Below are 13,574 nucleotides of genomic sequence, written 5' to 3' on the forward strand. Positions count from 1 at the left end.
TTTTTATGAAATACATTTTACGATGGAAGAACAAACCTTATTCAATGCTATAGGAAATCGGATCGAAGGAGCGGAGCAAAGCCAAATGTTCGGAAAGCCTTGTTTTAAAATAAACGGAAAAGCATTCATCTGTTTTTTTCAAAACGAAATGGTTTTTAAGCTTAGCGGAGATGCCCATAGGGATGCAGTAGCTTTGGAAGGAGCACAGCTGTTTGATCCTTCAGGAAAAAAGAGACCTATGAAAGAATGGGTTCAGGTGCCGTATCAGCACAATGACAAATGGAATTGTTTTGCTGTGAAAGCGGCAGGATATAATAAAGGTCAAATATAGCTATATGAGGAGAATACTTTATTGTTTTAGTATTTTATCCGTTTTGACTTTTTGTTCAACCAAAAAGAAAGGTTTTATTAATGAAAAGATAGTCTTTAAAAAAGAAGATGTCTCTAAGCGCCAGGTGTATAAAATTTCAAGGCCTTTAAAAATCGGTGATGTAAAAAAAATAAAAATTTTTGGAGAATTTGGACATGGTTTTGAAATTGTTTATTCAGATTCTTCCAAAATATATTATAACAATGATGAGATTCTAACATCACCAAATCAACTTAATTATGCAACATATAGTGATAATTACTGGCTTGTAAATCCACCTGATACAATAGTGCAGGGAAAGCAAAATGGTGGGAAATATTGGAAAGAAATAATTAAAGGAGGTTATTTTATAGGCTATCAAAATGTTTCAGAAGATGATAAAAAACTTTTTGATTATTCAATTGAAACATTAAGATTTTAATAAAAGAGTAGTAAATAAAAAACTCCGTTTAAAAACGGAGTTTTTTGTTATCTGATAGCTGCAATCTGTTGACTTATTCCTGCATCGTGTGATAAACGTTCATCACGTCATCATCTTCCTCGATTTTCTCTAACAATTTCTCAACATCGGCAACTTGATCCGGTGTTAATTCTTTTGTGATCTGAGGGATGCGTTCGAAACCGGAAGATAAGATTTCAATGTTTCTGTTCTCCAGTTCTTTTTGGATTGCACCAAAACTTTCAAACGGAGCATACATTAAAATACCGTCTTCGTCTGCGAAAATTTCTTCCACACCAAAATCGATCATTTCTAATTCCAGTTCTTCCACATCCTGTCCTTCAGATGGAATACGGAAGTTACAAGTATGGTCAAACATGAATTCAACAGAACCCTGAGTTCCCATAGTTCCATTACATTTGTTGAAGTAACTTCTGATGTTGGCAACCGTTCTGTTATTATTGTCGGTAGCAGTTTCAATCAGAATAGCAATTCCGTGAGGAGCATAACCTTCGAATAAAACCTCCTTAAAGTTGGCGGTATCTTTATCAGATGCTTTTTTAATTGCTCTTTCTACGTTGTCCTTTGGCATGTTAGCTGCCTTCGCATTTTGGATAACGGCTCTTAAACGGGAATTGGTTTCCGGATTTGGTCCACCTTCCTTAACGGCCATTACAATGTCTTTTCCAATTCGCGTAAACGTTTTAGCCATTGCCGACCAACGTTTCATTTTACGTGCTTTTCTGAATTCAAACGCTCTTCCCATTTCTAAGAATATTTTTTAAGTTGCTTAGTCACAGAGTTACAAAGTGACTGAGTTTTTAAATCATTTTTAAATTAAGATCGTTGCAAAATTATTTCTTTTAAAACTATTCAGAAAGAACTTTGCGACTTTGTAACTTCAAAACTTTATTACTTTTTATAAAATGGCATTTTAACCACTTTAGCTTTAATGTCCTTGTTTCTGATTCGGATGTAAATCTCTGAATCCGGAGTTGATAAAGCAGTCGGAACATATCCCATTCCAATAGCAATTCCCATCGAAGGTGATTGAGTTCCTGATGTTACGATACCAACAATATTTCCTTCAGCATCAGCTATTTCGTAATCGTGACGTGGAATTCCTCTGTCTACCATTTCAAAACCGATAAGTTTTCTGGAAACGCCTGCTTCTTTTTGTTTTTTAAGGTTTTCAGAATTAGTGAATTCTTTGTCGAATTTCGTAATCCATCCTAAACCTGCTTCCAATGGAGAAGTTGTATCGTTGATGTCATTTCCATATAAACAGAAGCCCATTTCCAAACGTAAAGTATCGCGGGCTGCTAATCCGATTGGTTTTATTCCGAAAGCTGCACCGGCTTCGAAAACTCTTTTCCAGATCAATTCCGCATCCTCATTTTTAAAATAGATCTCAAAACCTCCGGAACCTGTATATCCTGTTGCAGAAACAATTACGTCTTGTAAACCTGCAAATTCTCCAATCTGAAAAGAATAGTAAGGCATGTTAGCCAAATCAATTGAAGTTAAAGATTGCATTGCTTCAGCTGCTTTTGGTCCTTGGATAGCTAATAAAGAGTAATTGTCTGAAGCGTTTATCATTTCTACACCCAAATCATTGTGTGAAGAAATCCAGTTCCAGTCTTTTTCAATATTAGAAGCATTTACCACTAACATATAGTGATTATCTTCAATTTTATAAACGATTAAATCGTCAACAATTCCACCTTCATTGTTTGGTAAGCATGAATATTGTGCTTTTCCGTTTACTAATTTAGATGCATCATTTGAAGTTACCTTCTGAATTAAAGCCAAAGCGTTTTCACCTTTAAGAAAGAATTCACCCATGTGCGATACGTCAAAAACACCTACGTCGTTACGAACTGTTTCGTGTTCTATGTTAACTCCTTCATACTGAACAGGCATGTTGTAACCTGCAAACGGAACCATTTTAGCTCCTAAACCTTCGTGAACGTGCGTTAATGCTGTATTTTTCATCTTGTGTTGATTGTTTATTTTCGGTCGCTAAGTTATTGATTTTTTACGGAGTGGCAAAACCATTAATCAGACATAATTTCGTAAATTTAAGGTATGGAAAATTATACTTTAATTGACAGATCCGAAGCGCAGAAACGATTTCGACCGATGGCTAAAGACGCACACAAAGGTGTCCAGGGGCACGCATTGATTGTGGGCGGTAGTTATGGTAAAATGGGTTCTGTCTGTCTTTCCTCAAAAGCTTGTCTTAAATCCGGAGCTGGTTTGGTAACGGCCTATATTCCCAAATGTGGTTACGAGATCGTGCAGACGGTACTTCCGGAAGCAATGGTCATTACAGATGATTATTCAGAACATATTACGGCTATCGGACCTAAGATTAAAGTCGATGCTATAGCCATTGGGATGGGATTGGGAATGCATTCTGATACCGAGCATGCATTGCATCATTTTTTAAAAATGTCGGCAGTTCCTATGGTGGTTGACGCGGATGCTTTAAATATCCTTTCCCAAAATAAAGAATGGCTGGAAATGCTTTATAAACAAACGATCTTAACCCCTCACGGTAAAGAATTGGAACGTTTGATTGATCCTTGGAATTCTCATGAAGAAATGATTGCGAAAGTAAAGGAACTTTCGAAAAAATATGATGTAATTGTTGTCGTTAAGGGAGCGCCAACCCACATAGTTTATAAGGACGCTGTTTTTGAAAATACTACAGGAAACCAAGCTTTGGCAACGGCCGGAAGCGGGGATGTTTTAAGCGGAATCCTGGCAGGCTTGCTTTCGCAGGGATATGTTCCTGTTGACGCAGCCATTCTCGGCGTATATCTGCATGGATTAACGGCTACTATTGCCGTACCGGAAATCGGATATCATTCATTTATTGCTTCGGACTGTATCGAGAATCTTGGTAGGGCATTTTTGAGTTTATATTAAAAAAGAAACCCTTTCAGAAAAGTACTTGAAAGGGTTTGTTCTTTATATCTTGGCCAGATTATTTAATACCTAATTCGTCAAATTTAGCAATAAGTTTAGGATCAGATGGGCGAGGAGCATCAGCTGAAACAATGTTTCCGTTCGGATCTACCAAAATGAATCTTGGAATACCTTCGATTGCATAATCCTGCACGAATTTAGAATTCCAGTCGTTATCAGCAAATAACTGAACACCACCAAGTTTCTTTTCATCTACAAACTTTCTCCATTTTTCATAGTCCTTTTTCGTATCGATTGAAAGACTTACGAACTCAATGTTTTTCCCGTGATATTGTTCTTCTACTTTTTGCAAGCTCGGAATCTCACGACGGCAAGGTCCGCACCAGGTTGCCCAAACATCAATATAAACGTACTTGCCTTTTAAGCTTTCCAATGATGTTTTTCCACCTTTATAGTTCTCATAATCAAATTTAGGAGAAATATTTCCGGGTGTTAAAGTTTTGATTTTGTCGAATTTAGCAGTCAGGTCTTTTTTGAATTTTTCATCCGTAGAAAGTGCCATCAATTCTTTGTAAAGTGAAGCTGCTTCAGGATTTCCTGCTCCAACTTCATACGATAAATTCTGAATGTGAGAATTTCTGATTGCAGTACTTTTTACTTTCTTAATTTCAGGTAATGCATATTTAGCCGTGTATTCTTCGTTTTCCGCCATTTTTGTGCTTAATTCATTGCTGAATTTTGCAGCTACGATTTGTTTGTAAGAAGATGAAAATAAGAAATCTTCCTGATTGTCTAAATCGATTTTATCATCAAATTTAGGGAAAGTAGCCGATGGTGTAAAACCTTCAATTTTAGCATAATGAGCATGGTAAGAAGGATAATTAAGGATTTGAAGCTGCTCAAAATAACCAATGCTCTTTAATTCATTTTTCTTGAACGTTGCATCTGTAATTTTTGATTTGTTCAGTAAATCAGTCATCGTAGTTTTAACTTCCTTTACTTTTGCCAGGAAAGCAGTTTCGTCCAACGCATAAAATTCCTGAGCATTCCCCATCATTTTATTAACAGTTGCAGACTTCTCGTTAAAATACTGGTTTTCAGCGCTTCCTTTTCCTGTAAATTTTAAAGTTGTAACGAAGTTTTTGTCATCAAAATTGATTACAAGTGCTGTTCCTTTAGCTAAATACAAAGACGAACGATTTGCTTTAGTGGCAAAATTATAGGTTCCGTTGTAATCGATCTGCAAAGTTTCAGAAAACGAACCGTCCGCTTTTAAAGTGATTTCTTTCTCAAAAGATTCACCTCTGATTTTAAGTTTGCCGTCTTCTGTATTGGTGATTTTCCCGGAAACGGTAATGGTTTCCTTCGGCGTCGTAAAAGAAGCAAGAAATACAACCAACAAAAGGTAAAGTGTGTGTTTCATGTTTAATAGTTTTTGTTGCCCAAATATAAGAATTGTGTACCATAAATTTTCATAATGAAATACTAATAATAAATCTTGCATTTTAAACGCAATTTGTTGAATTTTGAGCCTTTAAAAATAACCACGAAAATGGATACAGTACATTATATAAGTTCGGATGTCTTTTCTTTGGAACTGCTTCAGGAGATTGTTTCTCAAAATAAAACCTTGGAACTGTCCGAAGAGGCGCGTATTAACATTGAAAAATGTAGAGCTTATTTAGATAATAAAATGCAGTCTCACGGTGAACCGATTTACGGAATCAATACAGGTTTCGGTTCGTTATGCAACATTAAGATCTCTAATGAGAACCTTACTAAACTTCAGGAGAATTTAGTAAAATCCCATGCTTGTGGAACTGGCGATGAAGTGCCGCATGAGATCGTGAAAATAATGTTGTTGCTTAAGATCAAATCATTGAGCTACGGAAATTCAGGTGTTCAGTTGCAGACTGTTGAACGTTTGGTTGATTTTTATAACAATGATATCTTACCGGTAGTTTATACGCAGGGATCATTAGGAGCATCGGGAGATTTGGCACCTTTAGCGCATTTATCGTTGCCGTTGATCGGAGAAGGTGAAGTATATTATGATGGTTTCCGTCAGCCAGCGAAGAAAGTCTTGGAGAAAATGAACTGGAAACCAATCGAATTACAGTCGAAAGAAGGTTTAGCTTTATTGAACGGAACACAATTCATGAGTTCATACGGATGTTATATCCTTTTGAAGGCGATGAAATTAACCTATCTTGCAGACGTAATCGGTGCTGTTTCCCTTGAAGGTTTTGACGGAAGAATCGAACCTTTCAATGAATTGATCCACATCGTTCGTCCGCATAAAGGACAAATCAATACGGCAAGACGTTTCCAGGAATTGTTGGAAGACAGTGAAATTATCGCTCAGCCGAAACAACACGTACAGGATCCGTATTCGTTCCGCTGTATCCCTCAGGTTCACGGTGCTTCGAAAGATGCTATTGATTATGTGAAAAAAGTATTTAAAACAGAAATCAATTCGGTTACCGATAATCCTAATATTTTTGTTGATGAGGATCTGATTGTTTCCGGAGGAAATTTCCATGGTCAGCCTTTAGCATTGGCATTGGACTTCTTAGGAATCGCTTTAGCTGAAATCGGAAACATTTCTGAAAGAAGAACCTACCAATTAATTTCGGGATTAAGAGATTTACCTGCATTCCTTGTGAGCAATCCGGGATTGAATTCAGGTTTCATGATTCCGCAATACACGGCTGCTAGTATCGTTAGCCAGAACAAACAATTGGCTACTCCTGCGAGTATCGATAGTATCGTTTCATCAAACGGACAGGAAGATCACGTGAGTATGGGAGCGAACGGAGCTACGAAATGTCTGAAGATTCTTGAAAATCTTGAGCGTATTTTAGCAATCGAATTAATGAACGCTTCTCAGGCAATCGAATTCAGAAGACCTTTAAAATCAAGTGAATTCATTGAAAGCTTCGTGAAATCGTACCGTGAAGAAGTTCCATTAGTGGAGGAAGACAGAATTTTACATTACGATATTGAAAAATCAATTGGCTTCCTGAACAGTTTACAACTTGACAGTGAAGTTTTAGAATAACAAAGAAGCCTCTTAACTGAGGCTTTTTTTATTTCATGAAGTGAATACTTATTATGGCGAGTATTGCAGGAACCGACTGTACAAAAAATATTGACCTCTGTACTGTAATCGCGCCGTAAATCCCAGCAATGAAAACACAGGTTAAGAAAAACAGGGCTACGTAAAAACTCCAATACATATCACCGATCAATAACGACCAGATCAATCCGGCTGCTAAAAATCCGTTGTACAATCCTTGATTTCCTGCCATTTGTTTTGTTTTTTCAAACATCTCGGCAGGGACGTTACGGAAGACTTTTTTGGCACGTGTTGTCCAGGCAAACATTTCCAGCCATACAATGTAAATATGAATGAAAGCTACCAGGCTGATTAGTATTTTAGATAGGATAGTCATACTTATTTATTGAAGGAACCGTTTGGATTCTGATCTTTATAAATTTTGATGATGAGCAATATTCCGGCATAAGCTTCACATAACATGCCTAAAAGTAGGAGGGCAGAACCATAAGGGTAATGCAGAATTTTGAAAAGAGCTCCAATAAGAACAATTACACATCCCAAAATAAAAGCTATTAAAATCGGCTTGTTTTTCATGTTTTACGATTTAGTTTCGTTCTTCAAACGGTGTAATGATTCCTTTTTCAAGGTATTGTTTCAGTTGTCGCAGCAAATTGGCCCAACAATAACTGGCGATTCTGAATTCCTGACTGACTTCCTTCCAGTTTTTATGATAAAACTGAACGTACGTATGCTCGGCGTTTTCTTTCTTTAAGATGAATCCGAATTGCGTCGGCATCCATTCCTCCATGGCATCGGTCATGGAAAATTCAATGATTTCATTTTCTTCAAATTTTGAAACATTGGCGAACCAATCGTATTCTTCTGCGAAATATAAATTGTATTTTTCGTTTAAACCCGGTTTGCCTTTGCAGCGTAATGTCCACCAATTATTTAATCCCTGTGGTGTTGAAACTGCTTCAAAAACCTTTTCTCTCGGAACTTCGATTACAAAATCGTGAAAAATGGTCTGCATAATTTTTGGTTTTGATTATTCAGAATCGATGATGCTTTCAATTCGTTTGTCCGGAATCAGCCACATTAATGCTACGGTAATATACATGACTCCGCCAATAATTGGACTAAAGTTAGCACAAATTATTCCGATGAGATACAAAATGGGAGAAATTTTTCCTTTAAAATCACTTCCGATAGCTTTTGAAAGTACCGAATCAGGTCCGTGTTTTTTCAGGATTTGAGATTGTAAAATGAAATAGGCAACCGCTGCCATTAAAAGTATTACCCCATACATTGTCATGGGAAAAGAAGCGAAGTTGTTTTCACCAATCCAAGCAGTGACAAAAGGAATAAGCGATAGCCAGAATAAAAGATGAAGGTTGGCCCATAGAATTCCACCTGTTACCCTTTTTACGGTATGCATCATGTGATGATGGTTGTTCCAATAAATGCCTACATAGATGAAACTCAGAACATAACTCAGGAACTTTGGAAGTAGGGGAAGTAGCGACTTAAAATCAGAACCTTCGGGAACTTTTAATTCCAGTACCATGATTGTAATGATGATAGCCAGCACTCCGTCACTAAAAGCTTCTAATCGGGTTTTATTCATGTGGAATTAACTTAATGTCTTATGTGTTCTTCGTTTATGATGGGATTGTCTTAAATCTGTTTCACCAGAAATAATGCTGATGTTGCCATCAACTTCCAACATAGCCAGTTTAACGTCTCTGTAATGATCGACCCCGTGTTCGCGCATTGCTTCTTCCATTTCTTCTGAAGTTATCCCTAATCTTCCCAGTGTCTGATATTCGATTTTTCCGTTATGAATCAATATTTCAGGTTTGTCCTGAATCAAATCGTTTATTTTTTTGTAACGGTACATCAGTCTTTTCAGAATAAAACTGATTATAAACAAAACCAATGCGGCTGACAATCCGCCCAAAAGACTGGTGTTGCTCCCGACCATGGCATTCTGAACGGAATTACTGATCAGCAAAATCAGAATGACATCTGCCGTGTTGAGTTGGGAAAGTTCTTTTTTGCCAAAAAGTCGCAATGCGAAAACCATAAACAGGTAAACTACAGAGCTCCTAATGATTATGTCGAGATAAGCATTCAAAGTATTATGATTTCACGATTTCGACTTCGTTGGTAATGATATTGTCCGGCGTTTCTTTGTTAAACATCCTTAGGGTTAACGTTTTGTCTTTTACATCAACTATTTCAACAATCAAATGGAAATCGGATTTTAATATTTCAGCGCTTTTTTTCGTTGGATGTACTGTATAGGTACAGTCGTTTATCCATGTAACGTCAAATTCTATTTTTAAGTCCTGACCAACAATATGTTCAAACTGTTTGTTTCCCTTTCGTTCAATCAGATAGGTAATGTTGTTTTCTTTGTCATACAGCTTATAAGTTCCGTTTTTATGTTTAGTGCATTTGTTCTCCTGTGCGAATGAAGCAACCGAGAATAAAGTTGAAAAAAGAAGTAGTACTAGTTTTGTTTTCATTTTTTTGATTATTTCCATTTAAAGTTTTTTTCAATCGCTTTGATCATTTCTCCGGCGATGTCTTTGTGGGTGGCTCCTTCAATTCCTTCCAATCCCGGAGAAGAGTTTACTTCCAGTAATAATGGACCTTTTGATGAACGTATAATGTCCACACCGGCAACTTTCAGATTCATGGCTTTTGCCGCTTTGATGGCGATTCGTTTTTCTTCTGCAGTTACTTTTACGATTGATGCAGTTCCACCTAAGTGGATGTTTGCTCTGAATTCTCCTGGTAGGGCTTCACGCTGCATGGCGGCTACGACTTTACCATCTACGACAAACAGTCGCAAATCTTTTCCGTTAGCTTCTTTAATAAACTCTTGTACTAAGATGTTGGCATTTAGGCTTTTGAATGCATTGATTACGGATTCCGCGGCTTTTTTGGTTTCAGCTAATACAACCCCTTTTCCTTGTGTTCCTTCCAATAATTTTACGATTAGGGGAGAACCTCCAACCATTTTGATCAAATCATTTGTATCCAAGGGAGAGTTGGCAAATCCTGTTGTAGGGATGTCAACACCATTGTTTAATAATAACTGAAGTGAAAACAGTTTGTCTCTCGACTGGCTGATGGCTGCTGCATTGTTCAGGGCAAACACCTTTAAGGCTTCAAACTGACGGGTAAGCGCACAACCATAATAGGTCATGCTTGGACGAATCCTCGGGATTACCGCATCAAAATCATTTAATACACGACCGCCTCGGTAATGGATTTCCGGAGTGTCGGCATCAAGTTTCATGTAACAGTATTTCAGATTGAGGAAATGCATTTCATGACCGCGCATTTCACCGGCTTCTATAATACGTTTGTTGCTGTATAATTCGGGATTACTTGCCAGTAAACCAATGCGTAGCCCTTTTTTTGAAGGTTCGTCACCATAGTAATATTCTTTTATTTTTTCATTGGTAGGCTGACCCAATAAGTACTTTTGTTCGGGATCAACTAAAATTCGGCCCGACATGGCTTCGCGTCCAAGTAGCATACGAAAACCCATAGAGTCACGATTGGTGAGTGTAAGCTCGACGTCCCACGTAGTGCCTCCAATTTCTAATGCTGTTTTGATTACATAACGTTGTTCGCGGTATCCGCTGGAACTTTTTACAACGCGTTTGTCAACTAAAATTGCTTCGCAATGTATTACTGCTTTTAAATTGTTTTGGATCGGATTAATGTCGAATCGGACCCAGTTTTCACCGTCTTTTTCGAAAGGAGTAATGTTTGTAGCGTGAAGCGCTGATGTTTTTGCTCCCGAATCAACACGGGCTTTAATAGTTGGGATTCCAAGAGTAGGGAATGAGCACCATTCTTCGCTTCCCACAATAACTTTGTCTAGCATTTTTAAGAGTAATTGGTAATTCTAAAGTACTACTTTTTTTGAAATGCCAAACAATTTTGCCCAAAAAAGAAAAAACCTACTAATTAGTAGGTTTTTCAGAGCTTTTGATTGTAACAAAGAGTTCTTGTTTTTCTTCGTCCAGATCCATGAAGATTTCGTCGCCTTCGTGGATTTTGGAAGTAATGATTTCTTCTGCCAGTTCGTCTTCAACATATTTTTGAATAGCACGTTTAAGCGGTCTGGCGCCGAACTGTTTGTCGAAACCTTTTTCAGCGATATAATCTTTTGCCTTTTCGGATAATTTAAGTTTGTATCCTAAATCAGCCACTCGGGCATACAGTTTGTCCATTTCAATATCGATGATCAAATCAATATGTTCTTTTTCCAATGGATTGAATACAATCACATCATCAATTCGGTTCAGGAATTCCGGAGCGAATGATTTTTTCAATGCGTTCTCGATAATACCTTTTGAGATTTCGTCCGCCTGAGCATTTTTAGAAGCGGTTCCGAAGCCAACTCCCGTTCCGAAATCTTTTAACTGACGTGCACCAATGTTGGAAGTCATGATGATGATCGTATTTCTGAAATCGATCTTACGGCCTAAACTGTCTGTTAAATGTCCGTCATCCAATACCTGAAGCATCATGTTGAATACGTCCGGGTGTGCTTTTTCAATCTCATCCAGCAATACAACGCAATATGGTTTTCTACGTACCTTTTCGGTTAACTGACCACCTTCTTCGTAACCAACATATCCCGGAGGTGCTCCAACCAGCCTTGAAATCGCAAATTTCTCCATGTATTCACTCATGTCGATACGAACCAATGCATCTTCGGAATCGAATAATTCTTTAGCGATTACTTTGGCTAACTGCGTTTTACCAACTCCCGTCTGACCCAGGAAAATAAAGGATCCGATCGGTTTGTTCGGGTCTTTTAATCCGGCACGGTTTCTCTGTATGGATTTGGCAATTTTCATTACCGCTTCATCCTGTCCGATAACTTTACCTTTGATAAGTTCGGGTAAGTGCGCTAATTTATTGCTTTCTGTCTGAGCGATACGGTTTACAGGAATTCCTGTCATCATAGAAACCACATCGGCTACATTGTCTTCGGTTACGGTAATACGATTGTTTTTAGCATCCTCTTCCCATTGTTCCTGGGCGATAGATAAGTCTTTTTCAATTCGTTTTTCGTCATCGCGAAGTTTTGCAGCTTCTTCGTATTTCTGTTTTTTAACTACGGAATTTTTCAGTTCACGAACTTCTTCCAATTGTTTTTCGAGTTCAAGGATTTGTTTCGGAACATCAATGTTAGTGATGTGAACGCGCGATCCTGCTTCGTCTAAAGCGTCAATAGCTTTGTCCGGTAAGAAACGCTCTGTCATGTATCTATTGGTTAATTTTACACATGCCTCGATAGCTTCCGGCGTATAAATAACGTTGTGATGGTCTTCGTACTTATTTTTGATGTTGTTCAGAATTGTGATTGTTTCTTCAACGGAAGTCGGTTCAACAATTACTTTCTGGAAACGTCTTTCCAAAGCGCCGTCTTTTTCGATATACTGACGGTATTCGTCAAGAGTAGTGGCACCGATACATTGGATTTCACCTCTTGCCAAAGCCGGTTTAAACATATTGGAAGCGTCTAAAGAGCCTGTTGCTCCGCCGGCGCCTACAATGGTATGGATCTCGTCAATGAAAAGAATGATGTCGTCATTTTTCTCTAACTCGTTCATTACGGCTTTCATTCTTTCTTCAAACTGTCCGCGGTATTTGGTTCCGGCTACTAAACTGGCCAAATCCAATGTTACCACTCGTTTGTTGAATAAAATACGGGATACTTTCTTTTGAATGATGCGCAAAGCAAGACCTTCGGCAATGGCGGATTTACCAACGCCCGGTTCACCAATCAATAACGGATTGTTTTTCTTTCTTCGGCTTAAAATTTGGGAAACACGTTCGATTTCTTTCTCACGGCCCACTACAGGGTCCAGTTTGCCTTCTTCGGCCAATTCTGTTAAATCACGGCCAAAGTTATCTAAAACAGGTGTTTTGGATTTTTTATTTGCTTTGCCTGCAGCGCCCGGGTTATTGAACCCTGCGTCACGCATACTGTCATCTTGTCCGGAATCGTCATTAAACGATTCGTTTTTCGGTAAGTTGTCGATATAGTCTTCTTCGTTTGATGTCATAGCTATAAATTGTTCTTTAACAAGTTCGTAGTCAATTCTTAATTTATTCAGAAGCTTAGTCGTTGGATCGTTCTCGTTGCGCAAAATGCACAACAGAAGATGTGCCGTACTTATGGAAGTGCTCTGAAAAACTTTTGCTTCCAGAAAGGTTGTTCGCAATGCGCGTTCCGCCTGGCGGGTTAAATGCAGGTTTTTCTTGTCATTGCTTCTGTCAGCGTTGGGATTTGGGGGGCTAACAATTTCTATTTTCCGACGTAAATGTTCTAAATCTACTGAAAGGTTGTTTAATATATTGATAGCGGTACCGTTACCGTCCCTTAATATCCCCAGCATTAAATGTTCTGTACCAATAAAGTCGTGACCCAACCGCAAAGCTTCCTCTTTGCTGTAGGTGATCACGTCTTTAACTCTTGGTGAAAAATTATCGTCCATTTCAAAAATCTTTGATACTGTAAATTTACTAATTCTGAAAAGGCTGTGCAAAAATCATACCTTACAAAATCTGTTTTACTGATATTGCTAATTGACGAATAAAAATTGGAAAATAAAAGACAAAATTGCAGGTTTTTTTAACTTTTTAAATCTTTCCGACTGTTAATAAAATACCTAAAATTGTCAATAAAATACTGTATCGGTACTTTAAAAATGTGTATATTGGCACGTTTT

General features: G+C 37.9%; 15 protein-coding genes. 4 read left to right on the forward strand and 11 right to left on the reverse strand.

Annotated features, from left to right (window positions below; all coding sequences use genetic code 11):
• Positions 1–22 precede the first annotated feature (22 nt).
• The gene (locus tag AC3E9U_RS14040; RefSeq protein WP_488747550.1) at positions 23–331 is read left to right on the forward strand and encodes a hypothetical protein; all 309 of its coding nucleotides are present in this window, start codon (positions 23–25) and stop codon (positions 329–331) included.
• A gap of 4 nt (positions 332–335) precedes the next feature.
• Entirely contained in the window at positions 336–791 is a 456-nt protein-coding gene (locus AC3E9U_RS14045) for a hypothetical protein (RefSeq protein WP_488747551.1), read from the forward strand.
• 73 nt (positions 792–864) lie between these two features.
• Here the strand turns inward: AC3E9U_RS14045 and AC3E9U_RS14050 are convergent, their stop codons facing one another.
• Complete coding sequence (locus AC3E9U_RS14050) at positions 865–1,575, reverse strand: YebC/PmpR family DNA-binding transcriptional regulator (RefSeq protein ID WP_325202325.1); 711 nt, start codon at positions 1,573–1,575, stop codon at positions 865–867.
• Positions 1,576–1,721: 146 nt separating this feature from the next.
• Complete coding sequence (gene gcvT / locus AC3E9U_RS14055; protein ID WP_488747552.1) at positions 1,722–2,804, reverse strand: glycine cleavage system aminomethyltransferase GcvT; 1,083 nt, start codon at positions 2,802–2,804, stop codon at positions 1,722–1,724.
• 93 nt (positions 2,805–2,897) lie between these two features.
• On the opposite strand from gcvT, the gene AC3E9U_RS14060 reads away from it, so the two are divergent.
• Positions 2,898–3,743 (forward strand): NAD(P)H-hydrate dehydratase, encoded by an 846-nt coding sequence (locus AC3E9U_RS14060; protein ID WP_488747553.1) that lies wholly within the window; start codon positions 2,898–2,900, stop codon positions 3,741–3,743.
• A gap of 58 nt (positions 3,744–3,801) precedes the next feature.
• Here the strand turns inward: AC3E9U_RS14060 and AC3E9U_RS14065 are convergent, their stop codons facing one another.
• The gene (locus tag AC3E9U_RS14065) at positions 3,802–5,166 is read right to left on the reverse strand and encodes a TlpA family protein disulfide reductase (RefSeq protein ID WP_488747554.1); all 1,365 of its coding nucleotides are present in this window, start codon (positions 5,164–5,166) and stop codon (positions 3,802–3,804) included.
• A 129-nt stretch (positions 5,167–5,295) separates the two neighbouring features.
• Here AC3E9U_RS14065 and hutH point away from each other — a divergent pair, with 129 nt between their 5' ends.
• Positions 5,296–6,804, forward strand: a complete 1,509-nt coding sequence (hutH, locus tag AC3E9U_RS14070; protein WP_488747555.1) for a histidine ammonia-lyase — start codon at positions 5,296–5,298, stop codon at positions 6,802–6,804.
• A 28-nt stretch (positions 6,805–6,832) separates the two neighbouring features.
• Here the strand turns inward: hutH and AC3E9U_RS14075 are convergent, their stop codons facing one another.
• From AC3E9U_RS14075 to AC3E9U_RS14110, 8 genes are all read right to left on the reverse strand, one after another.
• The gene (locus AC3E9U_RS14075) at positions 6,833–7,198 is read right to left on the reverse strand and encodes a DUF1304 domain-containing protein (RefSeq protein ID WP_488747556.1); all 366 of its coding nucleotides are present in this window, start codon (positions 7,196–7,198) and stop codon (positions 6,833–6,835) included.
• Between the two features lie 2 nt (positions 7,199–7,200).
• The gene (locus AC3E9U_RS14080; protein WP_488747557.1) at positions 7,201–7,398 is read right to left on the reverse strand and encodes a GldL-related protein; all 198 of its coding nucleotides are present in this window, start codon (positions 7,396–7,398) and stop codon (positions 7,201–7,203) included.
• A 10-nt stretch (positions 7,399–7,408) separates the two neighbouring features.
• Complete coding sequence (locus AC3E9U_RS14085) at positions 7,409–7,837, reverse strand: SRPBCC family protein (protein WP_488747558.1); 429 nt, start codon at positions 7,835–7,837, stop codon at positions 7,409–7,411.
• Between the two features lie 15 nt (positions 7,838–7,852).
• Positions 7,853–8,431: a TMEM175 family protein gene (locus tag AC3E9U_RS14090; protein ID WP_488747559.1), complete on the reverse strand. Its 579-nt coding sequence runs from the start codon at positions 8,429–8,431 to the stop codon at positions 7,853–7,855.
• Between the two features lie 6 nt (positions 8,432–8,437).
• Positions 8,438–8,941, reverse strand: a complete 504-nt coding sequence (locus AC3E9U_RS14095) for a DUF421 domain-containing protein (protein ID WP_488747560.1) — start codon at positions 8,939–8,941, stop codon at positions 8,438–8,440.
• 4 nt (positions 8,942–8,945) lie between these two features.
• Entirely contained in the window at positions 8,946–9,335 is a 390-nt protein-coding gene (locus AC3E9U_RS14100) for a hypothetical protein (RefSeq protein WP_488747561.1), read from the reverse strand.
• Positions 9,336–9,343: 8 nt separating this feature from the next.
• The gene (gene rimK / locus AC3E9U_RS14105) at positions 9,344–10,711 is read right to left on the reverse strand and encodes a 30S ribosomal protein S6--L-glutamate ligase (RefSeq protein ID WP_488747562.1); all 1,368 of its coding nucleotides are present in this window, start codon (positions 10,709–10,711) and stop codon (positions 9,344–9,346) included.
• Between the two features lie 79 nt (positions 10,712–10,790).
• Positions 10,791–13,340, reverse strand: a complete 2,550-nt coding sequence (locus AC3E9U_RS14110; RefSeq protein WP_488747563.1) for an ATP-dependent Clp protease ATP-binding subunit — start codon at positions 13,338–13,340, stop codon at positions 10,791–10,793.
• Between the last annotated feature and the right edge of the window lie 234 nt (positions 13,341–13,574).

It is taken from the genome of Flavobacterium sp. 21.1 (assembly GCF_057801535.1).

Coding starts and splice junctions, on each gene's coding strand:
- AC3E9U_RS14080 (WP_488747557.1), bottom strand. CDS start 7,398: ATGAAAAACAAGCCGATTTTAATAGCTTTTATTTTGGGATGTGTAATT.
- AC3E9U_RS14085 (WP_488747558.1), bottom strand. CDS start 7,837: ATGCAGACCATTTTTCACGATTTTGTAATCGAAGTTCCGAGAGAAAAG.
- AC3E9U_RS14110 (WP_488747563.1), bottom strand. CDS start 13,340: ATGGACGATAATTTTTCACCAAGAGTTAAAGACGTGATCACCTACAGC.
- AC3E9U_RS14100 (WP_488747561.1), bottom strand. CDS start 9,335: ATGAAAACAAAACTAGTACTACTTCTTTTTTCAACTTTATTCTCGGTT.
- AC3E9U_RS14050 (WP_325202325.1), bottom strand. CDS start 1,575: ATGGGAAGAGCGTTTGAATTCAGAAAAGCACGTAAAATGAAACGTTGG.
- AC3E9U_RS14060 (WP_488747553.1), top strand. CDS start 2,898: ATGGAAAATTATACTTTAATTGACAGATCCGAAGCGCAGAAACGATTT.
- AC3E9U_RS14045 (WP_488747551.1), top strand. CDS start 336: ATGAGGAGAATACTTTATTGTTTTAGTATTTTATCCGTTTTGACTTTT.
- AC3E9U_RS14040 (WP_488747550.1), top strand. CDS start 23: ATGGAAGAACAAACCTTATTCAATGCTATAGGAAATCGGATCGAAGGA.
- AC3E9U_RS14065 (WP_488747554.1), bottom strand. CDS start 5,166: ATGAAACACACACTTTACCTTTTGTTGGTTGTATTTCTTGCTTCTTTT.
- rimK (WP_488747562.1), bottom strand. CDS start 10,711: ATGCTAGACAAAGTTATTGTGGGAAGCGAAGAATGGTGCTCATTCCCT.
- AC3E9U_RS14090 (WP_488747559.1), bottom strand. CDS start 8,431: ATGAATAAAACCCGATTAGAAGCTTTTAGTGACGGAGTGCTGGCTATC.
- AC3E9U_RS14075 (WP_488747556.1), bottom strand. CDS start 7,198: ATGACTATCCTATCTAAAATACTAATCAGCCTGGTAGCTTTCATTCAT.
- gcvT (WP_488747552.1), bottom strand. CDS start 2,804: ATGAAAAATACAGCATTAACGCACGTTCACGAAGGTTTAGGAGCTAAA.
- hutH (WP_488747555.1), top strand. CDS start 5,296: ATGGATACAGTACATTATATAAGTTCGGATGTCTTTTCTTTGGAACTG.